Source organism: Streptomyces sp. R33 (assembly GCF_041200175.1).
Classification (GTDB): Bacteria; Actinomycetota; Actinomycetes; order Streptomycetales; family Streptomycetaceae; genus Streptomyces; species Streptomyces katrae_B.
This window is the reverse complement of sequence record NZ_CP165727.1, coordinates 446,126-472,183: the sequence shown is the minus strand read 5'-3', so window position 1 is coordinate 472,183 and position 26,058 is coordinate 446,126. Positions and strand designations below refer to the sequence as shown.

General features: G+C 69.8%; 23 protein-coding genes. 11 read left to right on the top strand and 12 right to left on the bottom strand.

Going from position 1 to position 26,058, the window contains the following annotated elements; translation table 11 throughout:
- Window positions 1-761: 761 nt before the first annotated feature.
- A complete protein-coding gene (locus AB5J51_RS02470) occupies window positions 762-1,721 on the bottom strand; it encodes a hypothetical protein (protein ID WP_369776628.1) in 960 nt (319 codons plus the stop codon).
- A gap of 210 nt (window positions 1,722-1,931) precedes the next feature.
- Window positions 1,932-2,399, bottom strand: coding sequence for a hypothetical protein (locus AB5J51_RS02465; RefSeq protein ID WP_369776626.1), 468 nt, complete (start codon window positions 2,397-2,399; stop codon window positions 1,932-1,934).
- A gap of 673 nt (window positions 2,400-3,072) precedes the next feature.
- Here AB5J51_RS02465 and AB5J51_RS02460 point away from each other — a divergent pair.
- Entirely contained in the window at window positions 3,073-3,810 is a 738-nt protein-coding gene (locus AB5J51_RS02460; RefSeq protein WP_136227071.1) for a hypothetical protein, read from the top strand.
- Window positions 3,811-4,306: 496 nt separating this feature from the next.
- On the opposite strand, the gene AB5J51_RS02455 is transcribed toward AB5J51_RS02460, so the two are convergent.
- The 3 genes from AB5J51_RS02455 to AB5J51_RS02445 all read right to left on the bottom strand — a co-directional run bounded on the left by AB5J51_RS02455 (window position 4,307) and on the right by AB5J51_RS02445 (window position 7,319).
- Window positions 4,307-4,699, bottom strand: a complete 393-nt coding sequence (locus AB5J51_RS02455; protein ID WP_369776625.1) for a hypothetical protein — start codon at window positions 4,697-4,699, stop codon at window positions 4,307-4,309.
- A gap of 351 nt (window positions 4,700-5,050) precedes the next feature.
- Window positions 5,051-6,820 carry a protein kinase gene (locus AB5J51_RS02450; RefSeq protein ID WP_369776622.1) on the bottom strand — a complete coding sequence of 590 codons (1,770 nt, stop codon included), beginning with the start codon at window positions 6,818-6,820 and terminating at the stop codon, window positions 5,051-5,053.
- A 226-nt stretch (window positions 6,821-7,046) separates the two neighbouring features.
- Window positions 7,047-7,319 carry a hypothetical protein gene (locus tag AB5J51_RS02445; RefSeq protein WP_369776620.1) on the bottom strand — a complete coding sequence of 91 codons (273 nt, stop codon included), beginning with the start codon at window positions 7,317-7,319 and terminating at the stop codon, window positions 7,047-7,049.
- Between the two features lie 148 nt (window positions 7,320-7,467).
- On the opposite strand from AB5J51_RS02445, the gene AB5J51_RS02440 reads away from it, so the two are divergent.
- The 3 genes from AB5J51_RS02440 (at window position 7,468) to AB5J51_RS02430 (ending at window position 10,331) form a co-directional block, all read left to right on the top strand.
- Window positions 7,468-8,151: a hypothetical protein gene (locus AB5J51_RS02440; protein ID WP_369776619.1), complete on the top strand. Its 684-nt coding sequence runs from the start codon at window positions 7,468-7,470 to the stop codon at window positions 8,149-8,151.
- Between the two features lie 840 nt (window positions 8,152-8,991).
- On the top strand, window positions 8,992-9,621 hold the full coding sequence (locus AB5J51_RS02435) for a triacylglycerol lipase (protein WP_078988198.1): 630 nt from the start codon (window positions 8,992-8,994) through the stop codon (window positions 9,619-9,621).
- Window positions 9,622-9,944: 323 nt separating this feature from the next.
- A complete protein-coding gene (locus AB5J51_RS02430; RefSeq protein ID WP_053791159.1) occupies window positions 9,945-10,331 on the top strand; it encodes a hypothetical protein in 387 nt (128 codons plus the stop codon).
- Window positions 10,332-10,401: 70 nt separating this feature from the next.
- Here the strand turns inward: AB5J51_RS02430 and AB5J51_RS02425 are convergent, their stop codons facing one another.
- A complete protein-coding gene (locus tag AB5J51_RS02425) occupies window positions 10,402-10,899 on the bottom strand; it encodes a GNAT family N-acetyltransferase (RefSeq protein ID WP_369776616.1) in 498 nt (165 codons plus the stop codon).
- Window positions 10,900-11,654: 755 nt separating this feature from the next.
- Here AB5J51_RS02425 and AB5J51_RS02420 point away from each other — a divergent pair.
- Complete coding sequence (locus AB5J51_RS02420; RefSeq protein WP_369776615.1) at window positions 11,655-12,497, top strand: cyclopropane-fatty-acyl-phospholipid synthase family protein; 843 nt, start codon at window positions 11,655-11,657, stop codon at window positions 12,495-12,497.
- Window positions 12,498-12,891: 394 nt separating this feature from the next.
- Here AB5J51_RS02420 and AB5J51_RS02415 read toward each other — a convergent pair whose 3' ends face one another.
- Both AB5J51_RS02415 and AB5J51_RS02410 read right to left on the bottom strand, forming a co-directional pair.
- Window positions 12,892-14,079, bottom strand: a complete 1,188-nt coding sequence (locus AB5J51_RS02415; RefSeq protein WP_369776614.1) for a hypothetical protein — start codon at window positions 14,077-14,079, stop codon at window positions 12,892-12,894.
- A gap of 197 nt (window positions 14,080-14,276) precedes the next feature.
- Window positions 14,277-15,221: a LysR family transcriptional regulator gene (locus AB5J51_RS02410; RefSeq protein WP_053791163.1), complete on the bottom strand. Its 945-nt coding sequence runs from the start codon at window positions 15,219-15,221 to the stop codon at window positions 14,277-14,279.
- A gap of 116 nt (window positions 15,222-15,337) precedes the next feature.
- Between AB5J51_RS02410 and AB5J51_RS02405 the strand changes: the two genes are divergently transcribed.
- Together AB5J51_RS02405 and AB5J51_RS02400 are read left to right on the top strand one after the other, a co-directional pair.
- Window positions 15,338-16,150 carry an inositol monophosphatase family protein gene (locus AB5J51_RS02405; protein WP_053791164.1) on the top strand — a complete coding sequence of 271 codons (813 nt, stop codon included), beginning with the start codon at window positions 15,338-15,340 and terminating at the stop codon, window positions 16,148-16,150.
- 48 nt (window positions 16,151-16,198) lie between these two features.
- Window positions 16,199-16,843 (top strand): NADPH-dependent F420 reductase, encoded by a 645-nt coding sequence (locus AB5J51_RS02400; protein WP_369776612.1) that lies wholly within the window; start codon window positions 16,199-16,201, stop codon window positions 16,841-16,843.
- A gap of 1,163 nt (window positions 16,844-18,006) precedes the next feature.
- On the opposite strand, the gene AB5J51_RS02395 is transcribed toward AB5J51_RS02400, so the two are convergent.
- Window positions 18,007-18,447 carry a hypothetical protein gene (locus AB5J51_RS02395; RefSeq protein WP_369776610.1) on the bottom strand — a complete coding sequence of 147 codons (441 nt, stop codon included), beginning with the start codon at window positions 18,445-18,447 and terminating at the stop codon, window positions 18,007-18,009.
- A 130-nt stretch (window positions 18,448-18,577) separates the two neighbouring features.
- On the opposite strand from AB5J51_RS02395, the gene AB5J51_RS02390 reads away from it, so the two are divergent.
- Window positions 18,578-18,733 carry a hypothetical protein gene (locus tag AB5J51_RS02390; protein ID WP_369776608.1) on the top strand — a complete coding sequence of 52 codons (156 nt, stop codon included), beginning with the start codon at window positions 18,578-18,580 and terminating at the stop codon, window positions 18,731-18,733.
- A gap of 12 nt (window positions 18,734-18,745) precedes the next feature.
- Here AB5J51_RS02390 and AB5J51_RS02385 read toward each other — a convergent pair whose 3' ends face one another.
- Entirely contained in the window at window positions 18,746-19,867 is a 1,122-nt protein-coding gene (locus AB5J51_RS02385; RefSeq protein ID WP_369780201.1) for a sensor histidine kinase, read from the bottom strand.
- 5 nt (window positions 19,868-19,872) lie between these two features.
- On the bottom strand, window positions 19,873-20,601 hold the full coding sequence (locus AB5J51_RS02380) for a response regulator transcription factor (RefSeq protein ID WP_136227082.1): 729 nt from the start codon (window positions 20,599-20,601) through the stop codon (window positions 19,873-19,875).
- Window positions 20,602-20,941: 340 nt separating this feature from the next.
- On the opposite strand from AB5J51_RS02380, the gene AB5J51_RS02375 reads away from it, so the two are divergent.
- The 3 genes from AB5J51_RS02375 (at window position 20,942) to AB5J51_RS02365 (ending at window position 24,439) form a co-directional block, all read left to right on the top strand.
- Window positions 20,942-21,589, top strand: coding sequence for a LuxR C-terminal-related transcriptional regulator (locus AB5J51_RS02375; RefSeq protein WP_369776606.1), 648 nt, complete (start codon window positions 20,942-20,944; stop codon window positions 21,587-21,589).
- 181 nt (window positions 21,590-21,770) lie between these two features.
- Window positions 21,771-22,427 (top strand): DUF4255 domain-containing protein, encoded by a 657-nt coding sequence (locus tag AB5J51_RS02370; protein ID WP_369776605.1) that lies wholly within the window; start codon window positions 21,771-21,773, stop codon window positions 22,425-22,427.
- The gene (locus tag AB5J51_RS02365) at window positions 22,427-24,439 is read left to right on the top strand and encodes an ATP-binding protein (RefSeq protein ID WP_369776604.1); all 2,013 of its coding nucleotides are present in this window, start codon (window positions 22,427-22,429) and stop codon (window positions 24,437-24,439) included. Before AB5J51_RS02370 ends, AB5J51_RS02365 begins: the two co-directional genes overlap by 1 nt.
- 74 nt (window positions 24,440-24,513) lie before the next feature.
- On the opposite strand, the gene AB5J51_RS02360 is transcribed toward AB5J51_RS02365, so the two are convergent.
- On the bottom strand, window positions 24,514-25,992 hold the full coding sequence (locus tag AB5J51_RS02360) for an RICIN domain-containing protein (protein WP_369776603.1): 1,479 nt from the start codon (window positions 25,990-25,992) through the stop codon (window positions 24,514-24,516).
- Window positions 25,993-26,058: the final 66 nt, after the last annotated feature.

Sequence of the window (26,058 nt, the reverse complement as noted above, 5' to 3'; positions counted from 1 at the left end):
GTCTATCGGCCCTTCAGGTCGCTTAGATGCCTCCGTGGGGCGATGCGAGATAGGTGGCCTATCCCCCCTGCGTGAGGTGCGTGTTTGGCGCTCAGGTGGCCGCACGAGGCCCCGAGGGGGCTTCGTGCAAGAAGGGTCGCGGGGGCAATTGAAAAACCCTGTCGACGGCGCGGCAGACCGGACTCGCCGAGGGCTGGGGCAGGGCTCTCCTGGCGGGGCCGTCCGCCTCTGAGGGCTCGACGCCGCCATCGCCACCTGCGGGCCTGACCCGCGCCGCGCCGCTTCGGCGGGCGAGCCCGTCGTTGGGCCGCCGAAGCGGCTCACCTCGCAGATCGTGCTCACCGCGCGTCTCTTGTCGGGCCGAGCGGGCCGGTGGACGTCCTCGGGCTGCTCGGTGTCCTCGAGTAGCCCGAGGAGCACTGTCAGCGCGCGTGGTTCGTCTTCGCTGATGAGTTTCGGGCACGGTTCGGTGACGCAGTCGAGGAGCGCGCTCAGTAGGTCCCCGGTGTTCCGTACATGCCGGGGACAATGCTGTGAGTACGTCTCGTACGACGAGGACGCTGCTCGCCCGAGCCGGGCGGTGGTGCCGCACTCGACTGGCCGGCAGTACCCGAGGCGCTGTCTTGCGCTCGCAGGTACGTGATGACGACCCCGACCAGGTCACCCGTTGTGCGAGACCTGCAGAACCTGCGGTCCGTCGGCTGAGCCCGCAACAAGAGCTTGGGTCTTCTTCCGCGGAACCCGGCCGCGCGGCCGGGCCGTCAACGCCCCAGCGCGTTGCGGACGGTCAGCCCGTGGTGGCGGCGCAGTCGGTGCATCTCCCACCAGGACAGGGCCGTGACGGTGATGGGGGCGCCGAGGATGAAGACCGCCCGGGCGCCCGCCGGGACCTGCGGGTAGGCGCCTGTGACCAGGTCCAGGAGCGCCATCTCCCACACCAGGGTGCCGGCGAGGATCGGCGGCACCACCTCGTGGATGTCGGCGGTGCGGAAGACGTGCACGAGCGACAAGCCGATGCCGTAGAGAGCGAAACCGATCGACCACAGGCACAGCACCCCGATGATGATCTTCCCCGGCAGCCCGACAGCGTCCCGGAGCCCCGCCAACTCCGGCGCCATCGCGAGCGCCGAGGTGCCCATGGACGCCATGATGGCCACCACCGCGCCGAGCGAACGCAGGGCCCGTCGCAGGTAGACGCGCCGCAACGCTCCCCGGGCGGCTGCCACGAACGCGCCGACCACCACGGGGAAGGTGCAGACCAGCACCAGAACGCTGGACCAGCTCTGGTTGAAGCGATCGTCCGCCACGGCCTTGACGTCGTCGGCGCTGACGACGGCGTTGTAGGTGACCATCAGGCCTACCCAGGCCACGAGCCCCAGCGCGGTCCGCCACAGCTGGAGCTTGCGGACCTCCGGATCGTTCACGATCTCTGGACGCGAAGGGCGGAAGGCCAGCTGGGCGGCGTAGAACGGGTTGTAGATGCCGCGCAGGATCTTCCGCCCCCGCGACGGCTCGACGCGGGGCGGCGGGACCGGCGGATGGGCCCAGGCGTACGGGTACCCCTGCGGCGGGACCGGCTGCGCGTACGGATACCCCGGCGGCGGGGCGTAGGGGGGTCCCGGCGGCGGGACCGGGGAGCCCTGGCCCGCCCACCCCGCCGGCGGCGGACTGCCCGCCCCGCCCACCGGACCCCCGTACCCGCCCCCGCCGTAACCGCTCACGCCACGCCCCCGCCGTCCTGCCCTGCCGAACCCACGCATCGTAGTCGCCACGAACCCCACGAAGCGTTCCACCGTCGGCCCGTGATGGACCGACATTTACCTCCGGCGGGCCGTGGAGCGTGCCTCCAGGGCCGTCCGTTCCGCCCGCATGTGGCTCGGCGAAGCACGGCGGTGACGGGGTGGTGGCCAATGATCGTGCCAGATACGGGCCTATCCGTACGGATTGAGGGCCCAGAAGCGGAGGGTGTCGCTGCGACGGTCGAACCACAGTTTGGTGGAGTAGCCGCTGCCGTCACGGTCGAGCTCGTGGGAGCGGACCCACTGTGGGTTCTCCGGCCCCTCGCCCTTGAGGGGCTTCTCGAACCATGAGGAGAAGCCATCGGCCGGTCCCTCGGAGACGAAGGCGTGGGTCGCTGTCAGCTCGGCAAGTTTCCCCGGTGTCAGCCGGGCGAAGCCCGAGATCACCAACTCCGGCGACGGTATGCCCCGGTCGTCGTTGTCCCGGCTGCTGACCCACTTGGCGTCGCTGAGCGGACCCAGCAGCGGGAAGGCCCGCTCCAGCGGTGCGGTGTCGGTGTGCCAGTCCCGCTTGGTCTCGTTCGACACCTGGCGCAGGACCCACCAGGCGGGTAGGACCGCCAGTCCCGCCCCGATCCCGATCACCTTCCGTCGCTCCAACGCGATCCCCCTCATGCCGGACTTCGAGGGCACCCTATCTGGCTCGTGCACGTCACCGGACGACCTGTTGATCACGACCGACTACGTGATAGGTGCCCCAAGAGGCTGTGGGTCTTGCGGGCGGCGTGTGCCCGCTCCGGTGCCCCGCTCGACAAGCCACGCGGCCCTGCCCGTGACGTCGAGTACGTGTAGCGCTTGTTCGGGGACTCCGCAGCTCCGGGTCCCGCCGCCGGCTGACCGAGACCATCCCGGACGTGGTCATCACAGGGACGTAAAGCGCCCGTTCATCCCTCGTGGGACGCCTTGGCCGTCCCCGACCGCAGGGCAGCGGGCTGTCTCGTACAGGGGGCGCAAGGGGTTATCGGGGGAAAGCGGGTATTCCGGGGCATTGTATTGCCCCAGTCTCGCGGAATCCTCAACTCCGAATTGGCGGATTCTTTAATTCCGTGCCTTTGGCGGTCTGCGGAGTCGTCTTAACTCAGATGATCCTCAAATGATTTGAGATCGATTGACGTGCTGCGGCGCTCTCGGGCACTGTTTGTGAGGCGCGACCGAGGGGATCGAAAAGGCGGGCGCGCAACACGGGGGGCAAGGGCCTTGGGGTACACGTTTGTGCATCTCTCCCTTTCTTTCCCGAATTAATCGAGTGGAAGCTAAGAGGAGAGAATCCAGCATGCGCTCCGTTATCAGAAAAGGCCTCACCACCACTGCCGGCGTCGCTCTTGCCGGAATAGCCCTGGCGATGCTGCCCGGCTCGGCTCAAGCCGACGACGGCCTGGTCTCGCAGGCCTCGCGGGTCGCCAAGTACCAGGCCTACCTCGCGATGAAGGTGGCTCAGGGGGACGAGCAGGCCAAGGAGACCGCGCAGGGATTCTCGGCCCTTTCGAGCACCCAGAAGACCCGGTTCCTGGACCTGCTCGAGGACCGCTCCCTGATGAAGCAGCTCTTCGAGGACGCCGAGTCCCCGGCTGCGGCGGGTATCACGCGGTCGGTGCTGGCGGGCGGCGATGTCGTGGTCGAGCGCGAGTCCGCCGGCGGCGGCGATGATGCGTCCCCCAACTCCAGTGTCGCGCTGAGGGCGGCCGGCTACCGCGACATGTGGGCCTCGTACTCGTACACCGACAAGTTCATGGGCGTGAAGGTCTCGCGGGTCTCGGTGCGAACCAACTACCAGGTCAAGGGCAAGGACACCACGAAGGTGTACCCCGGCAGCGCCTCCCACTACCTCTTCGTGCCGGGGTGCGACTTCTCCCACAGCCCTGTGAAGGAGTGGATCTCCTCGCCGCCGGCCGACAACGCCCAGAGCGAGACCATTTGGACGGCGTCGTGCTGGGGCAGCTCCTGGGACGAGCGCGAACGTGTCTGGGGTGACTACCGGGGCTTCGTCGGCGGTTACCTCAAGGACGAGTAGACCCGATCCTGGGCCGCGCGGGCAGGGAACGCTTCACGACCCCGCCCGCAAGCCCCAGCCGATTGCAGCGGGGAGCGACCATGGGCAAGGCCGGGAATTCCCGCTGGAGCCCTGACTCGGCGAGTTGACGCCCCGCTCACCAAGGAGGTGTTGTGTTCGAGGCTATGGGCTTGGCCCGCTGATCCCCGTTCTGTTTTCGTTCCTCATCGTTTGTGCGGTGGGCGGCCGGTTCGGAAGAAGAGTCACACGCGTTCGGCTGGCGACGATTGATTGATCGGTTTGGCTGCGCTGCCTGAATGGTCGTTCGTGAATATCCCTGCCTCTCGACAGAGGTGGGGACATTCGCATGAAGGCGGGTTGTGTGCCGTGACCCTGAGGTGCGTCTGACAGGAGTGTGCTCGTGAACACCTCGTCAGCCGTGAATTCGCCCGGGCTCGGGGGAGCCACCGCCGCAAGAGCTCCGCGCGGACCGGACACGTGAGGCGCGCAGGCTTCGTCAGCCGGTCGGTTGCAGCGGGTCGGGCAGGGCGCGCGCGTGGACACATGCGATGTCGGCCGGGGTGATGGGGATGCGCATGCGACGCAGCAGGTTGCGTGTGGTGCGCAAGGTCAGGGTGCTGCGCCAGGTGGTGCCTGGGTGGCGGGATCGCAGGTGGGACAGGGCGCGGGTGGGCAGTCCGCTGGAGAGGAAGTGTTCGTCGATGTCGACGCCGGTGATCACACCCTCTCCGCAAGTCGTGCAGAGCCGGTAGTGGATCTGGCCGACGACCTTGCGGCCGTGGACCAGGAGCAGGCACTCCTGGCCGGGGCCGGGGTCGCCGGGGATGCGGGTGGAGAGGAACTCGATGTCGCGGTACGCGAGGATCCTGCGGCGTAGCCGCCTGCCCAACCCTTCGCGGCGCCCATGCCTTGCTCCGTGCGGTGGCGTCTCGGTGGCGGAGGCAGGGGCGGGACGGAAAAGAGCGCTCGTGGGACGTGCGTGGTCTCCGGACATGCACCGCGTGTGCCCAGGCGGCTGGTCCTGATGCACCCGCGGCAGAACGCCCCCGGCTCCAGGAGCATCATCGGGGTCCCAGCGGTTTGAGACAGTGCGGCGGGGGAGGCCCACCACAGGCGGTTCGTCTCGGCAGACCCGCAGCTCCCGGACCACGAAGACGGGAAGGCCGCCGAACGGGCGCGCCAACGGAGTGTGCCAGTGTGCCTGGTGGAGCCGTACCGCGACTCGCTGCAGCGGCTCCCGTCATGAATGCCGGCAGCGGCCGCCGGGGGAGTCGGCCGGCGGGGTGCACTGGTACGCATAGTCGCCCTGGTCGTTACTGAGGTAGCGGCCGATGCACTCGTTGGCGGTGGTCCGGCCCTTCTGTGCGCAGAAGGTGAGTGCCGCCCGGCCGTCGGCGAACGGGCCGGGGGCGTAGACCACCCAGTAACCGGGTTTGAGGGAGGCGTAGTCCCGGCTGCGCAGCACCCGGGCCTCCGGGGCCGTGGCGTGGATGGCCGCCAGCCGCTGATCGCGTACGGCGGTACCGGTGCTCTCCGGCTCGGAGTAGAGCTGGGCGATCCAGCGGCCGGCTCCGGGTGCCGGGTCGTCGCCACCGGGCACGATGGCCGCCGGGGTGCTCGGCGGCATACCGGCCGGGGTGTCCGTGGCGCCCGGCGCGCCGGCGGTACCCGCGGTAGTGCCCGGAGTGGGGACGGGGCCCGTCGACGGTGTGCCGGTGGAGCCCGGTGTGGGGGTTGCCGAGGGTGACCCCGGGCTCGTGGAGACCACAGAGATTGTCGGCGAGGCCGTGCCCTTACCGTCCGTGCGGCCGCCCGCGCCCGGTGCGAACAGGGCGTGCCCGCCGATGCCGAGCAGCGCCAGGGCCGTCACGGCGGCCGCTGCGGCGAGCGCGGTGGCCTTTCGTCGGCGGTCCGGTCCGGTCTCGTGCGGGCCGCCGCCGTTCAGGGGGCCGAGGGTCGGCAGTGCGTCCCTGGGGGTGGTCTCGTGCGGCGGGAAGGGCACGGAAGTGGGCGGTGGTGTGGCCGCCGGCGCAGGCGCGGGCTGGTCCGGCCGAGGAGCCGGGCCCGGCGGCGGCGGCGACGGCGGCGGGCCGAACCGGCCGGCGGACGGCGGGCGGCCGGACACGGGCGAGGCATCGGGAGGGGAGCCGGGCGCCCGGTCGAGGCGGGTGGGCTCCGGCGGTACGGCGCGGCCGGTGCCCTCGGCGACGGCGGCCAGCAGACGGTCCAGCCGTTCCGCAGCGGGCCGCGCGGCCGGGTCGCGGACCAGTAGCTCGGCCAGTACGGCGGCCAGCGGCCCGGCCCGGCGGGGTGCGGGCACCGGCTCGTCGAGGACCGCGGCCAGCGTGGCCAGGGTGGTGGCGCGGCGCATCGGGCTGACACCCTCCACGCACACGTACAGCATCATGCCCAGCGACCACAGGTCGGAGGCGGGCAGGTCGGCGCCGCGGATCCGCTCGGGCGCCAGGTATTCGGGGGTCCCGATGACCTCCCCGGTCATCGTGAGAGAGGCGGCGTCCTGGAGGGCGGCGATGCCGAAGTCGGTGAGCACAGCCGAACCATCCGCCCGCATCAGCACGTTGGCGGGTTTCACGTCCCGGTGGCGGATGCCTGCCGCGTGCGCCGCTCGCAGCCCGGCGAGCACCTCGCGGCCGGTCCGGGCGGCCTCGGCGGGCGACAACGGTCCCTGCTCCAGACGCTGGTCGAGGGAGTGGCCGGGCAGCAGCTCCATCACCAGCCAGGGGTGCTCGCCCTCGTCGACGATGTGATGGATGGTGACCACGTTCGGATGGCTGATCCGGGCCTGGGCGCGGGCCTCGCGCAACACCCGCTCCCGCAGCACCCGCCGGAATTCCGGATCGTCCCGCCCGGCCGCCGACCGTACTTCCTTGACGGCCACTTCACGATGAAGAGCACGGTCCAGCGCTCGCCAGACCGTGCCCATCCCCCCGCTGCCGAGCCGATCAACCAGCTCGAACCGTCCGCCGATCACGTCCCCTGGCGCGCTCATGCCGCAAGGTTAGGGCAGCGGTGGACGCGGTGCCCCGGGCTCCGCGGTATGCCGTCCAGTGACCGTCCCCACCGGCAAGGTGGCTCGTACTCCGCGTACTCATGCGGGGTCGCTGGTGGGCGCGTGACGAGCAAACCGAAGGAACCCGCGGACAGAGCCACTTACCTCGGGGCCCCAAGCGGGCCCCACCGATTGCTGGGCATGGTGTGGGCTGGTGCGGGCTGAGTCAGCCCGCCCTCGCCAGGACCTTCACCGAGCCCAGGAAGCCCTTCTCCACGGCCGTGCCGTCCGTCCCGATTCCGTTGGCGGACTTGCTGCTCAGCACACGGCGCCGGTGGCCCGGCTTGTGCTCCTGCACAGCCAGTTTGCCCAGATCCCCTGCGGGCACAACGCCGGGCCGGCGCGTGCAGCTGCGCCCCGACGGGAGGTCGGCCTCGAATGCCTCGGCCTCCTTCACGACGCCGTGGAAGACGAGCGTGCGTCGGAAGTCCTCCCGCACCGACGCCTGTAGCAGGGCGGTCTGGAGAGCGGCGAACCGGTCCCCGCGGACCCCGGCCGAGCGGCCCTCCGAGCCCAGGAGCTGGGAGGTCGGGCATACGGAGCAACGAAACAGACGATGGTCCGCGCCCTCCGGGCAGAGTAGGGGAATGGAAGACCCCGAGACGAGGCCGGTGGAATCTCATAGGAGACAACGATTCGAGATCGTGCACAAGTGGTCTGCTACGGCGGCAGCTGTCGTCGCGCTCGTTATTTCGCTCTACAATTTCGCCGAGTTGCACCGTCAGCCAAGCATCGAAATGACGCTTCCTCATCTATTCCGTCTCGAAAAGCTTGGCGATGGGGTGCGGTTCTATGTGCGGCCGACCGTGTCTACCAGGTTCAAGAGCGAGGACGTCGAAGTAATCACTGAAGCGCGCTTGCAGCTCACTCCGACCGATGCCAATTCTATTTCTAAGCGGCCGGTCTTCTATTGGAGGGAGAGCGTCGAGTGGTATTACGACCCGGATTCGGACACCGTCAATAATCGCTGGAGCGGCGATCCTGCCCCGTTTATCGTAAGCCAGGACAAGCCTCAACAGCCGTCCTTCGAGTTCCGGGCCAGCGGCTGGATGTATCAGGCGGGCCGGTACGAAGGCTCCCTTGTATTGCTACGTTCGGGGGATCGCGCTCCATTGATCAAGAAGTTTTGTCTGATCATTTCTGCAGCGGCCGTCAATGAACTGCAAAATCCACAGCCGCCGGACCAGACGATCCGCTTCTTCCGCAACGACCTGCCCAAGTTCGCCTCGTCCGGCAGCGATGCGGGCTGCTACCGGAGGGACATGGATTAGAGACCGCTTCCGAGCAGGTAGGGGTGGGTCCATTGATCGGTTTATCGCACGCTTCCTCTGGTCAGCGGGGCATGCGGCGCTCCAGCTCGCATGCTTTGTCGCGCATTCCCGCAATCCAGGCTCCGCCTTCCGTCGGGCGGACATCCCTGTGACTGCGGAAATCTGCACGTTTCGAGCGCGCTGTCCGGGGTGGCTCGGAACCGCGCCCAGTCCACTTTCGATGCGGTCAGGCCCTCCGCCACCTTCTCCGAGCAGAGCTGGGCAGCTGCACCTGGAGTACCTCGAGAACGACAACAACACCACCGACGGAAAGTGACCCTCCGTATGCGGAGACCCTGGCGGCAGCATTCGCGTGCCACAAGTGCCCTCGTGGGTCCTCAGGTTGAGCCCGGGCGCCACCCGATGTCGAGTGGCTGCCGTCAGGTCGTAGCCGGCCGTACGGTAGGCACGGGTTGCGGAGTTGAGCACCGCGTACGTCTCGCGCCTGCGCTGCAAGTCGCCCTCGTCACGTTGCTGCTGGAGCTGGAGATCCGCGCGCTCCGCCGCCTCCGCCAGTTCCTGACGCCGCGCACACTGGGCGAGCAGCGGCGCCTTCCTGGCGGACGGCGCCGAAGGGAGGCCGCCAGGCCGGCGCCTGTCGAGGGCGCGTCGTCAGGATCCGCGGGCGGTGCCCCCGACGCACCTGGTGCCCGGCGAGCTGTCACGTTTCTGCGGTGAAGCACTGCCCCCGGGCGGGTGAGTGAGCCGATCAACCCTGGTGGTTTCAACCGCCGGGCACGCTACAAACCTCACGTGATCAGGAACCTGTTGCGGAGCTTGCTCGCGCTCCCCCTCGTACTCATGCCTCTCCTTCCCGCCCCCGCTTCCGCCGCCGACCGGCAAGACGACCGCCCCGATCCCGTCGTCTTCGTCCACGGCTGGAACTCCGACGGCTCCACCTGGAACACCATGGCCGGCCACTTCCGGGCCGACGGCTGGCCAACCACCCACCTCGACCAGTGGACCTACAACGCCACACAGTCCAACGCCACGACCGCAGCCCAGCTAGCCGATGAGATCGACCGTGTCCTGGACATCACCGGCGCCACCAAGGTCGACGTCATCACCCACTCGATGGGCGCCCTGCCTTCCCGCTACTACCTCAAGAACCTGGGCGGAACTTCCAAGGTCGACGCCTGGGTCTCCCTGGCAGGACCCAACCACGGCACCGAAACCGCACGCTGGTGCGGCGGCGCCCCCTGCATCGAGATGCGGCCGGGATCCGACTTCCTCAACGCCCTCAACTCAGGTGACGAAACCCCCGGTTCCCCCCGCTACGCCACATGGGGGTCGCCATGCGACATGCTCATCAACCCCAAGAGCAGCGTTGCCCTCTCCGGTGCCGTCAACAGCACGACCGGCTGCCTCAGCCACAGCGAGCTGCAGAGCAGCCGGGCGGTGTACGGCGAGGTCAAGACGCACGTTCGCTAGGTCAGGCTTTGCCGCACGCGGCGTCCGGGCCTCCGGGGCGGCCCAGGTTCTCGGGGAGGTCGATGGTGTGGCCGTCCTTGGAGGCGGGCACGTTCACGCCTTGTCCGCCGGCATTGCGGCGACGTTTCCGACCGGTCCTGCCGGTGCGGGCTCAGCAGTCGTCGGCCGCTGGCCCGTACGCGATGCGCGGCGTAACTCCTGATCTTGCCTGGCGTTGATCTTCCCGGGCCCTCGCATATCGGACGACGCGATCTGTCTGGCCTTGAGGGACAGGATCCAATGCCTCCATGTGAGGCCGGGAAGAATGCTTGAGGTCGCTTGCCGTGTACTCCGTTACGAAGAAGATCGCTGCAGGGGTCGGAACAGCCGCCGCCGCACTCTGCTGCGTCGTCGCCGCCGGACCGCCCGCAGCGGCTGAGGGCAAATGGTGTAACAACTCTGTCTGCATCGAGACCTACGACCATGGCACCTACCTGGGCAGGGTCGAGGTGTCGGTCACCAACACCAACCAGCCGAACCGCATCCACGCCCGCGTGTGGACCACCAACGGCTGGAGCGCCAACACGAAGGTCGAGGACGTCGCCAAGTTCAGGACCTACCGGGACCAGGCATACCCCCAAAGGCACTTCCCGGCGGGCACGCGGCTGTGCGCGGAAGGCTTCCGAGGGGGCTCCAGCGTGGGGCTGGCCTGCGTCACCATCACTGAATGACCCGCCCCTCACACCGGCGCCGCCAGGATCTTGCTCGATGTTCCACCGACTCGAAGCGTCGGGCTCCTCCTTACCCTCGCACGTCGAATGAGATCCATACGTCGGGCGGCAGATCGGGCCGAGCTGGAACAGGCCTGCGATCCTCCGCCCATCCGTCAGCTGCGATCTCGGCCGCGACGCGGCGCCAGAAGTGCGCTGCGGCCATGTTGGCGTCCTGGAAGGCGACTTCCCACGGGCCCGGGTGCTTGGCGACCACCTCCTGAACGGCCCGTAGCCCGATCCCGGATCTCCGGGCCCCACGCACCACGAAGAAGCTATTGAGCACGCGCGTGTGGCCGGCCAGGCCGCGGACGAGAGCCAGACCGACGGGGTGTTCGCCCCGCATCAGCAGGTACGGCGCCCAATCGGTGTCGTCGAAGGCTGCGTGGAGCCATTCGCTTCGGAACGTCCCGTCCGGGTTGGGAAGCAGGTCACTGAACTCGGACAGGTCATGGCGGAACATCAGCCAGAGGCGTTCCAGCACGGAACGGTCGGCTTCGTTCGCGAGGCGCACAGATACGTCAGACATGAAACCCCTTTACGGGAACGACGAACAACGGGTGGCACCGCATGCCGAATCTGTGGTCATACGGCGGCACGAAACATGACACCTACGCGGGCGGGCACACCGGCGGGAAGGACAAGGCGGGCCAGGGCACAAAAAAAGCCTCTCGGTCGGATACGCATCCGGCCCGAAAGGCTGACAGCGTGATCTTAGCAGGCGCACTGGCGAGACCGGCTGGCAGGGCACCGCCGATCGACGGTGCGGACTGCCCACTGCGGAACCGGGCTTGGAGGGAGGACGGTCCAGGTTGTGCTTCCGGGCTGGTGGGCCCGGGCTTGGTTGCCCCGGCCGGGCCGCGAGGAGGTGCTGTTGGGCGGCCTCGACGTCGTCGTAGGCCAGGTCGAGGCGGAAGACGGGTTCGTCGGACGGCCAGTTCCGGGCCTTGAAGCTTTCGGCGGTGTAGAAGACGTACGTGGTGGTGCCGTCGCTGATCACGGCCGGGCTCGCCGTAGGCGATGACGAAGGTTCGTCGCAAGACCCGCGCAGGCCGATGCAATGGCCGAAGACGGGAAGGGCGGGCCCGTCCGCGTACCGCAAGGGCCTGCAGGTCGATGACGTGGGCGCCCACCTGGAAGGCCACGGGGGCTGGTACCGGGGCGAGCCCGGCGAGCGGGGTGGCTGGTTTGGTGTTCCTGACTTCTTGTAGGACGCCGGGCTAGCGTCATGCAGTGATACCTGCGTGGCTTTGGGCGGGCGAATCCGGACGGCGGGGTGGCGGCGTGAGTCTTGAGAGTGCGGCGAGGGCTGAGGTGGCGGCGCGCCGCTACTACGGAACGGCTGATGTCGACGCCTTCTACGCCGAGGTGTGGGGCGGCGAGGACATCCACACCGGTGTGTACGCCGACCGGAACGAGTCGGTCGCGGTGGCCTCCAGGCGGACGGTGGAGCTGGCGGCGGCGAAGGTCGCCGGCCGTCTCGGTCCGGGGCACACGGTGCTGGACCTGGGCTCCGGATACGGCGGTCCGGCCCGGTACCTGGCCCGGACGTTCGGCTGCAGGGTGGTGGCGCTGAACATCAGCGAATCGCAGAACCAGCGCCACCGTCAGACCAACGCCGACCGGGGTCTGGACGGGCTCATCGAGGTCGTCACGGGATCCTTCCAGGACATCCCGTACCCCGAAGACCATTTCGACGTCGTCTGGTCGCAGGAGGCCTTCTGCCACAGCGGCGATCGCGAACAGCTCCTCGGCGAGGCCGTCCGCGTCCTGAAGACCACGGGTGAAATGGTCTTCACCGACCTCATGGCGGCTGACACGGCCCCTCCGGAGGCGCTGCGCGGCGCGGTGGCCCGCCTCGAGGTGGAGGGGTTCGCCACGCCCGCCTTCTACCGCCGGACGATCACCGGACTCGGTTTGACCCGCTTCGACTTCGACGACCGCAGCGACCAGATGCTCACCCACTACCTCCGCCTCACCGAGGAGACCGGGCAGCGCGCGAAAGAACTCGCCGACGTCATCCACCCCGCCTATCTGCAGGTGATCCAGGAGAATCTTCCGCTCTGGGTGGAGGCCTGCCGGGAAGGCCTCACGAGCTGGGGAATCTTCCACTGCCGTCGCCCCTGACACCAGCGGTCCGACGGCTCGCGGCCGGTACGGAACCCACCCGGGGACGGTGGTCAGGCGGAGTTCGGCGCCGTGCCTGATGCAGGCGCCAAGCCACTGGCGTCACGACGACGCGGCGCGGGTCCGGGCCGCGGCCGCTGGCCGGTCAGGTGTTGGCGCTGATGCACAGCATTCGCACATCATCGGGGTGAAGGTCGGCTCGTCGAAGGAAGTCGAGGGAGCTTCCGGGACCGAAGGCGCGACGGACCATTCCGGCGTCGACGCGCACGCGGTGCCCTGGGCATACGTCGGGTAGACGACGGCGCGCCAAGTCACGGCTTATCACTCCACCTTGGCGGTGCGTGGTCACTCCAACACTTCGAGGGCGTTGTGGGCTGCCAGGGGTTCGGTTCCGTCAGCCCACCGCCCTGTCGGTCGGGGCGAGGCCGGGCGCGCCGGCGGCGGCGAGGCGGGTGGAGACCAGGGTGACCTCGGCATCGGCGGGTAGGGCGTCAATCGGGGTTCTGGGGTCGAGCGGGCGGGGGGCCGTCTCGCCGGGCAAGAGGTACTGCCAGTTCAGGCGGCGGGTGACGATGCCGGTGATGGGGTGGTCGCGGTAGTACCGGACCCATTCGCCCCACGGCCAGGAGCGGGTGGTCATGGCGGGGTCGGTGAGTCGCCGGGTCTCTTCGTCGGCCGTGGCCTCGATCCGGCGGGCGACGTTACGGGCGATGGTGATGCTGTCGGTGAGGCCCGATTTGGCGTAGTGCCGGGGCAGGGGGAACGGCGCCCGGGTGGGCACGGGACCGTCGGCGGCGTCGAGCCAGGTGAGGGTGACGCGGCCGTCGGCACCCAGGGTGACGAGGGTGTCGGTCCATGTGTTGATCCACTCGGCTCCGGTGCCGGGCGGGGCCATCCGCAGGGCGCCGTCGGGGCCGAGGCCATGGCGGGGTACGGTGCGTTCGGCGAGGCCATCGGCAGGGATCCGGCGCCGCTTGGCCGCGCGTTTCACGGCGCGTACCAGGGTCGGGCGCGCGGGTGTGGACGTGGGAACGGCGCTGTACAGGACCCACAGGTGCTCCATGGCGTCGGGACCGGCCAGGTCGCCGAGGGCGGTGAACGCGGCGCCGGCCAGAGCGTTGTCGGGGAGATACCACGTATCCATGGCCTGGGAGTTCTTGCGGCCGACGAGGGCGAGGTCGACGCCGACCCCGTCGTCCGCGCGGAGTTGGCCGGCAGCGAGGAGGAAGCCCACGGCCAGGCCCTTGGTGCGGGCCCGGACCGCGGCCCGGGTTCGTGGGTCGAGGGGGCTGTCCGCGCGGTGGGCGAGGACCTGCGGGGTCTCCTCGTGGAAGGAGCCGTCCCGGGCCAACTCCCGGACGGCGTCGCGGACGAGGCTGTCGGCACCGGTGGTCTTCAGATGGGCTTTGACCTGCCGCTTCCACTCGCCGTTCACGGCGTGCCTATGGTTCCACCACTCGGGGGTGGTGCCCAGGTGCAGGACGAGGGCAACCAGCTCGGGCGGGAGGGCGTTGAGCCGGTCGCGCACGCGCAGGCTCCATGCGTTGTCGGAGGCGAGCAGGGCGGCGACGGAATCGATCATAATCCCGATCCTGGCACGTCTCTCCGACAGACCCCCGGCAGGTGCCACCGGAGCCCTGGTGGACCTTGCGCATCCGAGCCGCGTGCCCGGGCCTCGGCGACCTGCCGGGTCGCGCTTGCGGCCACGGTGCGGCGCCAGCGGTCGGCAAGGTCGCCGGGCGGTTGGCATCCGGAGGTCGGGACCGCCCCATGTATCCGTTACTGACTGGTCTGGTTGGTGAGGGGCCGTTGAGTGGCGGTCGGTGCCGTGAATAGTGCCTGGACGGTTTCGGTGGCCAGGTCTCGTAGCCAGGTGTGGGCGCGGTCGTCGTCGTAGCGCTGGTGCCACAGCAGGTACAGGGGGACGTCGGGCAGCGGCAGGGGCAGGGGCAGTGTGGCCAGGCCGAGTTGGTCGCGCGCTGTGCGGGTGACGGCGTCGGGGAGGGTGACGACGAGGTCGGTCTCGAGGGCGAGTTGTAGTGCGAAGGCGGCGGTGGGCCCGGCAGCGGCGACGCGTCGTTCGAGGCCGCGTGTGGTCAGGGCGTCGTCGATCGGGTCGCGCAGGCTGCCGCGTCGCGAGACGGTGAGGTGTTCGGCGGCTGCGTACCGCTCGAGGCTCAGCGGGCCTTCGGTGAGCGGGTGGCCCGGTCGTACGGCGACGACGAGTCGGTCCCTGCCGACGAGCCGGTGGCGGATGTCGGGGAGCGCCGGAGTGCTGGAGCTCGATTCGAGGTCGACCTCACCCCGGCGCAGCTCGGCGTCGTCCGTTGCGGGTTCGGCGGACAGGCGGAGCCGGACGCCAGGAGCCTGGCGGTGGACGGCGGTGATCAGGGCAGTGCCGGAGGCTGCGGTGAGGGCGTCGTGCCAGCGCACGGTGAACACCCGCTCGAGTGCCGCCAGGTCGAGTTCCTGCTGCGCGGAAAGAAGTTGGTGGGCCTGCTGCACGAGGGTGTGTACCTGGGCGCGGATGGCCAGCGCCCGGATGGTGGGGACCATGCTGCGGCCGGTGCGGACCAGGATCTGGTCACCGGTGGCCTTGCGGATGCGGCCCAGGGAGCGGCTCATCGCCGGTGCGGTGACGTGGAGGCGTGCTGCCGCGCCGGCGACACTGCCCTCTTCCAGCAGGGCGTCCAGGGCCGTGAGCAGGTTCAGATCCAGTTGCATGGCAGTAACTCTACAAGTGACAAGCATGCACTTGTTGTTAATCGTCGAGCCGCCTACTTTCGAAGTGCGGGGGCGAACAACCGCCCCGCTTCTACCGATTCCCCAGGGAGCCCGCCATGAGCACGGCCATGCCTTTCGACGCCGACGCGACGCTGCTGTCCGACGTGACCGCTGCGGTGAAGGCCGCCGGCGTCACGCTGCGCGACCGCTACACCTCCCACGCCCGGGGCGTGAGTCTGGACGAGGTCGTCGGCGAGATCCACGCCAACGACGACGCGGTACTGGATGTGCTGCGCGAACCCCTGCTGCGGGCCCGGCAAGGGTCGCAGTGGGCCGAGGACGAGCTGGCCGGCGGTGCGCTCCCGCCCGGGGAGTGGTGGGTCGTCGACCCCGCCGAGGGCAACATCAACCACGTCCACGGCCTGGAGGACTGGGCCGTCACCGCCACCCTGGTCAGCGACAACCTGCCGGTACTCACCGTCGTGCACCTGCCGCTGACGGGCGACACCTACACCGCCGTCGCCGGCGGCGGTGCCCGACTCAACGACCGGCCCCTGAAGGTGTCCGCCAAGACCGACCTGGGCGCCGCCCTCATCGGCACCGGTCAGGCCAAGCCCGGCGAGGACGAGCGCACCTTCCGGCGGATCGGTGACTCCGTCACCGCCATGCTCATCAACGGCCTGGTCGTACGCGTGTCCGTTCCCGCCACGATGCAGCTCATCCACGTCGCCGCCGGACGCATGGACGCGTTCTGGCAGTTCTCCGACGTCCGCTCGGGCCTGGTCGCCGGCGCCCTGCTGGTCTCCGAGGCCGGAGGCACCGTCACCGACCTGGCGGGCGAACCCTGGAACACGGGCAGCCGCGACTTCCTGGCCGCCGCCCCCGGCATCCAGGCCGCCGCCCTCAAGGTCCTCTCGCCGATCGCCTGACCGGACACCTCCACCGTTCCCACCCGATACCGCAAGGAGCATCACCGCATGACCACCATCGGCATCCTGGGCGCCGGCCGCGTCGGTACCAACCTCGCCAGCAAGCTCTCCGCAGCCGGACACCACGTCACCCTCGGCACCCGGAACCCCGAAGACACCACCGCCCGCACCATTGGGCTCGCCCCGCGGATCGCCTTCGCCGACCACCGCACCACCGCCCGCACCACGGACATCGTGATCAACGCGACGCCCGGCGACAGCTCCCTGGACCGCCTCACCGACCTGCGCGCCGAGCTCTCCGGAAAGATCCTCATCGACGTCTCCAACGCAACCCGCGACACAGCCGAGGGCCTGCCGGGCGACCTGTGCTACCCCGGCAGCAGCCTCGCCGAGAGACTCCAGGCCGCCCTCCCCGACACCCATGTGGTCAAGACCCTCAACACCATGCTGTTCACGGTCATGACCGCCCCCGAAACCCTGGCAACCCCACCGACCGCCTATCTCTCGGGCGACTCCGAACACGCGAAGAAGACCGTCTCCGGCCTGCTCGGCGACCTGGGCTGGCAGCCCGAACGGATCGAGGACCTCGGCGACATCACCACCGCCCGCGCCACCGAGGCCATGATCCTGGTCGTGCCCCACATCATGCGCCGGCACGGCTTCAAGCCCTTCGCCGTGTCCGTCGCCCGCTGACCGCCAAGAGCGGGTCAGACCAAAACCAGGTGGCGGGGGGCGTGCGAGGCGGATGGGTGCTGGCCGGGACAACGCCCGCTGGGCTGGCCCGGAGCTGCGCCTGGTCGTGTGTACCAGGTCGAGGACTGGGGGTCTTGCGCAGGGCGATCAGCCCAGCTGGCGTCTCTCTGAAGCCACAGGCATCGGCTGCCGCCCGCCGCGCCGAGCAATGGGCCCCAGCCGAAGTCATCCGAGACCGGCATCGGCACCACACTGTCGTCAACGCGCGGAACTCCACCCGCACATCCAGCACTTGGTGGCGGCCGCCGAGACGCAGCTGCCGCAGGGCCTGGTCCTTGATACTGCTCGCGTAGGGATCGACCATGGTGGGCCGGTAGTTCGGGGTTTGGATCAGACGGTCGGGCGCGTCGTGGCGGGCATACCGTTTGACGGTGGTTCAGGGCCAGGCACAGCTGGCGTGCGCATTCCAGCAGGTTGGAGGCCGGCATCGAGCATCCCGTGGACCTGCCGCCAGCGTTCACGGGTGCTCGCGGCCCCGTTGCCCCTCGCGCAGTGGTGGTCTGTGCTTGGTAGGAGCTGTGGGTGCCGGCCTCCTTCCAGACCGTCTCGAGCAAGCCACGCCAGAGGTGCCAACGGTCTGCAACTTGCACGATCTCCGGGCATTGACGACTGCTGTTGGGCGTCGCTGATGCCGGACGACTGACTGTAGGCGGCGGACTTCCCGGAAGTGGTGGAATGTCGATACCTCGTCTGGCATTTCCTGACCGTTGAGACGCGCCACGTACACGCTGCCTGACGTGGGCAGGAGTTCATCGAGAGGTAGGCCACCGCCTGGCGTGATGACATGCATCCAAGGGGCGATGTGGATCGCCGACGTCTCTTCCTGCATCAATCCACCCAACGGGGGGCTTCTGCCCACAATGTACGTCTGATAGTGAGTCGGAGTGTAGTAGGCGGACCCGTCGCTCCCGAACACCCAGTGTTCGCCGCCCGGCGCAGGATTGCAGAGCCCTCGCTCAGGCGGGCAAGGGCTCTGCTTGCGCGGTGTTGCTGGGCTCGCGCCGTACCGAACGGCCGGACCGCCGCTGGTAGTTACCCAAGTATCACCCTCGAGGCGGCCGATGGCCTTGAAAGGAGGACCTGCCGTTGTGGGCGCGGGTGGGTCAGCCAAGAGCAGGGGGCATGAGGTCAAGGATCAGCAGGTTCCCCCAGTCGTTGGTGAAGGTGGCACGCATGCCCTCGTAGTGCACGCTGACGAATGGGTTGGAATGAAACATGACGGCGACCCACCGCAACGATGAGTCGGCGTTGAGACGGGCGAGGTAACCGATGTTGCCCATCCCACCACCCCCGCCGGACATCCATCCTGCTCCGTCCGGCAGCGGGTCCTCGAAGTAGGTGGTCACCTCATCGATGTTGTGCCTCTCAAGGGCCTGGGCCACGTCGAACGGCTCTCCGATACGAAAAGGAATCGGCTGCGCAGCGTCCGGGTGGTACGCCCCCGGGCCGTCAACATGCAACTCCAAGCCAGTGTCGTCCGACCGGTACAGACCGTTGCAAAGCGGTATTTCCCCGGCCTTCCAGAGCCCCTCGACCTTTGCCATAACCCACCCCCACCGTCAATTACCGAAGTTCCGAAGTCTGGCTGCGTGCACGGCTGGCTGCGCCATGCCCACATAACCCAGTCCGCCAGGTTCCCCTACCTGCCCCAATGACCGGGCTCTGGCAAGAGGTTTGCCGATCAGGTGGGCGCTGGCCAACCCGAACATCGGCGAGCGTGTAGTCCTGGCGGCGATGCTCGAGGTCGACGCCGACCTGCTGGCCGCCGTACGCGACGGCACCCTTCCCGAGCCGTCGCTTTCCGGTGCGGGGAAGGCGGCGACGGCCTGACCGGCTCAGCGTCTAGGCACCGGCGAGGGGCAGGGTCACCTCGAAGCAGCAGCCGTCGGCCACGTTGCGTACGCTGGCGCGGCCCGCGTGCGCCTCGACGATGCCCCGTACGATCGCCAGGCCGAGGCCCGCACCGGCCGGAGGCTTGAGCGTCTCGGTGCCGCGCCAGCCGGTGTCGAAGACCCGGGGCAGGTCCTGCTCGCGGATGCCGCCGCAGCCGTCGGTCACCGAGAGCACCACCGTGTCCTCCTCCCCGGACTCCGCGGAAATGGCGACCGTGCCGTCCGCCGGCGTCCGGTGGAGGGCGTTGCTGAGCAGGTTGCACAGGACGCGCGTCATCTCCTTGCCGTCGACCTCGATGGGCAGCGGCGCGACCCGCTCTCCGACGAGCCGCACGCCGCGCTGCCGGGCGAGCGCCTCGACGCCGGCCACCGCGTCGCCGACCAGGTCGTACGTCGAGATCCGCGTCGGCATCAGTGAGAGGGCCCCCGCATGGATGCGGGAGAGCTCGAAAAGATCGCCCACCATGGTGTTCAGCCGCTCGGCCTCAGTCCGGATCTGGCGGAAGTACCGCTCGGGGTCGGCGGCCACACCGTCCTCCAGGGCTTCCGCCATCGCCCGCACTCCCGCCAGTGGAGTCCGCAGGTCGTGTGAGATCCATGCAACGAGTTCCCGCCGAGAGGTCTCCAACGCCCGTTCGCGTTCGCGTGACTCGTTCAACTTGGCGCTGGTGGCAGCCAGTTCCCGGCTCAGCGCGGCCAGTTCCGCGGTCCCGGCCTCCTCCGGCGCATCGAACGAGCCATCGTCGCCGAAGGAGCGCGCCGCCAGGGCCAGAGCCGTGCTGCGGGCGACCACCCAGCGACCCAGTACGAGTGCCAAGGCGAAGGAGACGACAGCGGCCACGGCGACGACCGTGGTGACCACGGTCAGGTCATGCGGCGAAAGGAACATTGCCCAGGCGACGGTGAGCGTCCCGGCGAGCATCGTCGTCAGGGAGGCCGCCGCGACAACGGCCAGTGAGACTGCCGCCGACCGGTGTCGTACCGCACGGAGGACCGCGGCCCCGAGCACACCGGCCGCCGCCGCCCCGGCCAGGGCGTACAGGGCGATGAGGAGGATGTCCTGCTCCCGCATCGTGGTCATCCCTTCTCCTCGGAGGAGTCGAAACGGTAACCCACACCCCAGACGGTTTGGATGAGCCTCGGGTTCGCCGGATCTGCCTCGATCTTGGTTCGCAGCCGTCGCGCATGAACCGTCACGGTGGACAGGTCACCGAACTCCCAGTCCCATACCTCTTGCAGGAGCTGCTCCCGGCTGACGGCCCGCCCCGGATTGCGCATCAGGTACACGAGGAGATCGAACTCGCGCAAGGTGAGGGAGAGCTCGGCCCCTCCCCGGACGGCTCGGCGAGCGGCCGTGTCGACCACCAGGTCCGCAGCCCTCAGGACGGTCCCGGTCCCGGTCCCGGTCCCGGGCCCGACCGCGGCGGCCGTACGGCGGCGCAGTACGGCCTCCACCCTCAGTACGAGTTCGCGGGGGCTGAAGGGCTTGGTGACGTAGTCGTCGGCGCCGACTTCCAGGCCGAGCACACGGTCTTCCTCCTCCCCCCGCGCCGTGAGCATGATGACGGCGGGCGCCGGCGAGCCCTCGCGCAGCGCGCGGCACACTTCGATGCCGTCCATTCCGGGGAGCATCAGGTCCAGGACGACGAGATCGGGCCGCCCGCGCGAGGCGCACACCAGGGCCTCGTGTCCGTCGTCGGCCGTGTCGACGACGAAGCCGGCGTTCTTCAGATAGCCGGTGACGACTTCAGTGACCGTCGGGTCGTCATCGACGACAAGTATCCGACGCGGTGGTTCAGGCTGCATGCCGTCAGCCTCGCACGCCGCTCCGGGCGACGTGACGGCGCACCCGCCATCACTGGCCGGGAACGGACGATGTCCCGGCGGGGGTCCCGGCTCGTGTGGTCCGGGACGTCCGCGTAAGTGATCCGTAAGCGGCGGATCCCTACCGCGCCGGAGCCCGACGGTCAACCATGAACGAGACATGACCCGGTCGGGGAGATCGGCTCCCGACGCGCGGGAATCGACGGGTGACCAGAGCCGACCACCCACGCGGACGCCGGACTGAGCGCGGCGTGGCGAGCTGACATAGGGGGATGAGGTGCACAGTTCGTTCCGAAGCAGGGGCGCAGCTGCGATAGGGCCCGTGGCCACGGGAACGGCGGGTCCGGATCAACGGATCCCGGTCGTGGTCCACGCGGCGGATCCGATCTCCCGCGCGGGGGTGGTCAGCCAGCTGCGGCCGCACCCGATGATCGACCTTCGTGACGAGGCGGAGACCGGGCCCGGGACCGTGGCGGTGCTGATCGGCGAGACGCTGGACGAGACCGTGTTCACGCGGCTGCGGCGGGTGGTGCGCGGTGAAGGGGCCCGACCCGTCCTCGTGGTGAGCGCCGTACGGGAGGCCGAACTCCTCGATGTCATCGAGTGCGGTGTCGGGGCCGTCGTCTGGCGCCACGAGGCCACAGCCCACCGCCTGCTGCAGGCCGTGCTCGCGGCCTCGAGGGGTGACGGCGACCTCCCCGCCGACCTGCTGGGCCGCCTGATGAGCCAGGTGGGCACGCTCCAGCGATCCGCCGCCGGAGGTGCCGCCGCGCCCGCGATGGGGGTGACGGCACGTGAGGCGGATGTCCTGCGGCTGGTCGCGGAGGGGCTGGACACCGCCGAGATCGCGGGCAAACTCTCCTACTCCGAACGCACCGTAAAAAACGTCATGCACGGGCTCACCACCCGTCTGCACCTGCGCAACCGTGCGCATGCCGTGGCCCATGCACTGCGGGAGGGCTACATCTGACCTCAAAGGGCAACGGCACAGGGCCGCCCGGACGCCCGGGTCCGCCCCGCCGCCGTCCCCTGAGTGCTTGTCGGCGGGCCGCGGTGACGAGAAGGATCGGCAGCACCCGTCCGGCGATCGCGGCAGGCGGCCCGGCGGCACCGCGGCACAGCGATACCTCAGGCAAGGCGGGAGCGCGACGATGATCCACGAGGTGGACGAAATCCTGGAACGGCTGCTGAACGGCGGCGCGCTGGCCGGCTCCGGCATCGAGGTCTCCTTCGAAGCGCCGACCCGTGACTGGGCCGCCAGGCGCAACTCCACGGCTGTCAACGCCTACTTGTACGACATTCGCGAGGACGTCGCCCGGCGCCAACGCGGCACGGTCCCGGTCAAGGACGACCGGGGAGCGGTGCTGAAGCGCCGTCAACCACCCCGCTGGTTCCGACTGTCCTATCTCCTCACGGCCTGGACCAAGCAGCCCAGGGACGAACACCGGCTGCTCTCAGCGGTGCTGGCCACCCTGCTGCCCCGCGAGGTACTTCCCGCAGACGAACTTCCGGGCTCGCTGCGCACGCTGGGACTGTCCGTGCCGCTCACCGTCGCCGGGATCCAGACCGAGGCACGGTCCCTGGCCGAGATCTGGTCAGCGCTCGGGGGTGAGCTCAAGCCGTCCCTGGACCTGGTGGTGACCGCGCCCTTCCCCGCGTTCCCCGAGTACGACGCCGGGCCGCCGGTCACGGAAGGCGCGGGGGTGCGCGTACGTACGATCGACGGCAGCTTGGAGGACCTCCCGGTGTGGCGGTACCGGCCGCGGCATGCCCCCGACGGTCGCCGGAGCCCGGAGCCGCGCCGGTGATGACCCAGCACGCTTCTTCCCGCCCCGACCCGGACGTGGCCCACGCGCTCCTGACGCGACTGGCCCGGGTGCGCGACCGGGCGGCCCTGCTGGTCGAGCAGCGCAGCGCCACCGATCCCACCGCCTCCGACCCGCTGCGAGGCCTGTACCTCTCCGACGACTCCGTACGGCACTTGCTGGACTCCGCCCCGATGCCCGGGGAAGGAGTGGCAGCGGCAGTGGACGGGGTGATGCGCGCGGCGACGACGGCAGCGGGCGGCGACCGGCTGGCGCGGCTCGTGCACCGGCACGGACTCACCGAGTTGGACGCGGGCCTGCTCCTGGTGGCCCTCGCGCCCGACGTCGACCGTACCTTCGAGCCGTTGTACGGCTACCTGAACGACGACGTCAGCCGGCGCCGGGCCACCACCGGTCTGGCCCTCGACCTGTGCGGACTTCCCGTGCACCTGGCGTGGGCCCGGGCCAGGTTCCATCCGTCGGCCCCGCTGTCCGCGCTCGGCCTGGTCGAGGTCGCGGAACCCGAACGCCCCTTCCTCAGCCGCACGCTGCGCGTCCCCGACCGGCTGGTCGCCCACCTGCTCGGCGACGACGAGCCCGATGCCGCGCTCGCCGGGCACATCCGCCCTCTCATCGCGCCCTCGGGCCCGTACGACGGGGAATTCACCCGCAGGCTCGCCGAACGGCTGGCCGCCACCCCGCTCACCGTCTACCTGCGCGAACACCGCGAGGGCGACGGGCTGGCCGTCGCCTCGGCAGCCCTGCGGGCGGCCGAGCTCGACGCCCTGCAGATCACCGCCGACGACGGCGACATCCCGTTCCCGGAGCTCCTGCGCGAGGCCCGGCTGCGCTGCTGCGCGCTCGTCGTGTCACCGGTGCCGGACGAGCCGGGCCCGCTGGTCCGCGCGCTGTCCACGGCTGACGTCCCCGTGGTGTTCACCGGCGAGCGGCCCTACGACCCCCGGTGGTGCGACCGCGACCCGCTGGTCCTGGAGGCGCCCCGGCTGCCGGCGGGAGCCGGGGCGGCATGGTCGGCCGCGCTCGGCGAGGAGCCGGCGTTCGATCTTGCGGCGACCGTGGCCCCGTACCACCTCGGTGGCGACCGGATCGGCCGGGCTGCGCGCGCCGCACAGGAGCTCGCCGCGTTCGACGGCACCCCCACGACCGCCGCGCATCTGCGGCTGGCCGCCCGTCAGCAGTCCGCGTCCGGTCTGGAGCGGCACGCTCGCCGGATCAGGCCCGACGTCGGCTGGGAGGACCTCGTCCTGCCGGACAAGCCCCTGGCCCAGCTGCGTGAGATCGCCCTGCGCGCCCGCCACCGCGACCAGGTCCTCGGCGACTGGCGGCTCAGTGCCGGCGGTGGCCGGGGCCGTGGTGTCCTCGGGCTCTTCGCCGGCGAGTCCGGTACCGGAAAGACGATGTCGGCCGAGGTCGTCGCCGCCGAACTCGGCCTCGATCTCTACGTCGTCCAGCTGTCCTCGATCGTCGACAAGTACGTGGGCGAGACCGAGAAGAACCTGGAGCGGATCTTCACCGAGGCCGGGCGCACCGACGCCGTGCTCTTGTTCGACGAGGCCGACGCCGTTTTCGGCAAGCGTTCCGAGGTCAAGGATTCGCACGACCGCTACGCCAACATGGAGAGCGCCTACCTGCTCCAGCGCCTGGAGTCCTTCGACGGCATCGCCCTGCTCACCACCAATCTGCGGGCGAACATCGACGAGGCGTTCACCCGGCGGCTCGACCTGGTGATCGACTTCCCCTTCCCAGACGCCCAGCAGCGGCTGGCCCTGTGGCGGCACAGCCTCGTCCGCGTGCCGTGCGCGGAGGGCACCGACCCCGGCGCGTGCGCCCGCGACTTCGAGCTGGCCGGCGGGTCGATCCGCAGCGCCGTCGTCACCGCCGCCTACGCCGCGGCTGGTCGCGGCGATCCGGTCACCACCGCCGACCTGCTGGAGGGGGCCCGCCGCGAGTACCGCAAGGCGGGCCGCCTGGTGCCGGGTGAGGGCGGTTGGTAGCGGGCGCGGGCGGCCGACAACGGGCGAGGGGCGGCTGGTGGCAGCCGCCCCTCGCCCGGCACCGAACGACCCGGTCAGGGGACGGGGCGGAGGGCCTGCCAGTTCGGCTGAGTGGGGTTGAGGATCTGCCACAGATCCTCACCCTTGCGGCAGTCATTGATCCTCAGCCTGAGCCTGGCCGACGTGGCGGCCGTGCTGGGGCCCGTCCAGTCCAGGCACCGGCCGTTGCTCGTGTGGTTGCGAATCCAGTAGGAATCGTCGTCCTTCTTCTCCAGCCACCACAGCTGGTTTCCGCTGATGTTGCCATTGCAGCCGAACACGTCCACCTCGGTGCCGGTGGGCTTCTCGCCGAACCCGCCCGGCAGGTCCAGGCAGTGTCCGCTCTTGACGTTGCGGATCTGGAACAGGGCGGCACCGTAGGGCCCCGCGTTCTTGCTCACCAGCTCCACGTTCCAGAGCTGGTTGTCCTGCGTGCCGGGATTGCAGGTGGCCGTGTTGCCCGGAGCACCCCGGTCGGCCGCGCCTGCGCCCGGGAGGTCGGCGCACACCTTGGCCGGCTTGAGCCTCAGCAGGACGTTGTTCACGGTCTGCGGCCCGGGTTTCTGCTCGCCCGCCGGGGGCTTCGCGGCACCTCCCCCGCCGCCTCCGCCTCCGCCGCCCCCGCCGGAGCCCTCAGGAGCCTTCGACGGAGCCGGTTCGGCAGGCGGGGCCAAGGGGGGCGACGGTGCGGGGCTGGGCTCCCCGGCGGCACTCGGACCAGGCGGCGCGAGCGTATTCGCACCGGCCTCTTGGAGCTTCTCCGTGGCGGCGCTGCGGACTTGGGGCTTGTACGCGATCCAGAGCATCAGGAACGTGATGGTGAGTGCCAGGAGGATTCCGAGGAGGGTGGCGAGCCAGCCGGGCAGGAACCCGCGCTGGACGTACCTGCCGTCGACGCTCAGCGGGGCCGCCCCCGAGCGTTGCACGGCCAGCGTGTACGGCCGCTGCTGCTTCGAACCGAACCAGATGACGTCGCGTGGCTTGAGCGTCGTCTTCACGAACGCGGCGCGGCCCGGCTGGATCTGGACGTTGCTCGGCCGGATGTCGTACGAGAGCTCGTCGCCGTTGTCGCTGCCGCTGATGGACGCGGTGAGCGTGGTGTTGCCGACGTTGTCGATGGCGAGCCTGGGGCGTCCGCGGAAGCGGCCCTTGACGGTGGGCGGGACCAGCTCCGCGCGTACCTCGGTGAACGGAGTGATGGTGAGGTTGCCCTCGGGAACGGTGACCGCCTCGGGGTGCTCGGTCGGTGTGATGCGTACGGCGTACGGGTTCGGGCCGGCCGTCGCGTCGGGCGTGCGCGGTGGCGCGAACGTCAGCTCCACCGTCCCCGTGGTCCCCGGATACAGGCGGAGCGTGGCCGGTTCCACGGTGGTCCACGGTGCGATGTCGCCGACCGGCTCGAAGAGGTACTCGTCGACGACATCACCGGTGTTGCGCAGCCGCAACCGAACGGTGGTGCTGCCGCCCGGATCCACGGTCGCGGAGGCAGGTTCCAAAGAAGTCCAAAGGCTCACGCCACGACGCTACGTCGGCTCCCCGAGGCCGGTCAGAGGCCCCGGGGCACCCTTGCCTGCCCGAAG

Excerpts from the sequence above, each read along its gene's own strand:
- AB5J51_RS02370 (WP_369776605.1), top strand. The coding sequence starts at position 21,771 with ATGATCCACGAGGTGGACGAAATCCTGGAACGGCTGCTGAACGGCGGC.
- AB5J51_RS02450 (WP_369776622.1), bottom strand. The coding sequence starts at position 6,820 with ATGAGCGCGCCAGGGGACGTGATCGGCGGACGGTTCGAGCTGGTTGAT.
- AB5J51_RS02400 (WP_369776612.1), top strand. The coding sequence starts at position 16,199 with ATGACCACCATCGGCATCCTGGGCGCCGGCCGCGTCGGTACCAACCTC.
- AB5J51_RS02415 (WP_369776614.1), bottom strand. The coding sequence starts at position 14,079 with ATGATCGATTCCGTCGCCGCCCTGCTCGCCTCCGACAACGCATGGAGC.
- AB5J51_RS02395 (WP_369776610.1), bottom strand. The coding sequence starts at position 18,447 with ATGGCAAAGGTCGAGGGGCTCTGGAAGGCCGGGGAAATACCGCTTTGC.
- AB5J51_RS02380 (WP_136227082.1), bottom strand. The coding sequence starts at position 20,601 with ATGCAGCCTGAACCACCGCGTCGGATACTTGTCGTCGATGACGACCCG.
- AB5J51_RS02410 (WP_053791163.1), bottom strand. The coding sequence starts at position 15,221 with ATGCAACTGGATCTGAACCTGCTCACGGCCCTGGACGCCCTGCTGGAA.
- AB5J51_RS02460 (WP_136227071.1), top strand. The coding sequence starts at position 3,073 with ATGCGCTCCGTTATCAGAAAAGGCCTCACCACCACTGCCGGCGTCGCT.
- AB5J51_RS02440 (WP_369776619.1), top strand. The coding sequence starts at position 7,468 with ATGGAAGACCCCGAGACGAGGCCGGTGGAATCTCATAGGAGACAACGA.
- AB5J51_RS02385 (WP_369780201.1), bottom strand. The coding sequence starts at position 19,867 with ATGCGGGAGCAGGACATCCTCCTCATCGCCCTGTACGCCCTGGCCGGG.
- AB5J51_RS02405 (WP_053791164.1), top strand. The coding sequence starts at position 15,338 with ATGAGCACGGCCATGCCTTTCGACGCCGACGCGACGCTGCTGTCCGAC.
- AB5J51_RS02435 (WP_078988198.1), top strand. The coding sequence starts at position 8,992 with ATGCCTCTCCTTCCCGCCCCCGCTTCCGCCGCCGACCGGCAAGACGAC.
- AB5J51_RS02425 (WP_369776616.1), bottom strand. The coding sequence starts at position 10,899 with ATGTCTGACGTATCTGTGCGCCTCGCGAACGAAGCCGACCGTTCCGTG.
- AB5J51_RS02365 (WP_369776604.1), top strand. The coding sequence starts at position 22,427 with ATGACCCAGCACGCTTCTTCCCGCCCCGACCCGGACGTGGCCCACGCG.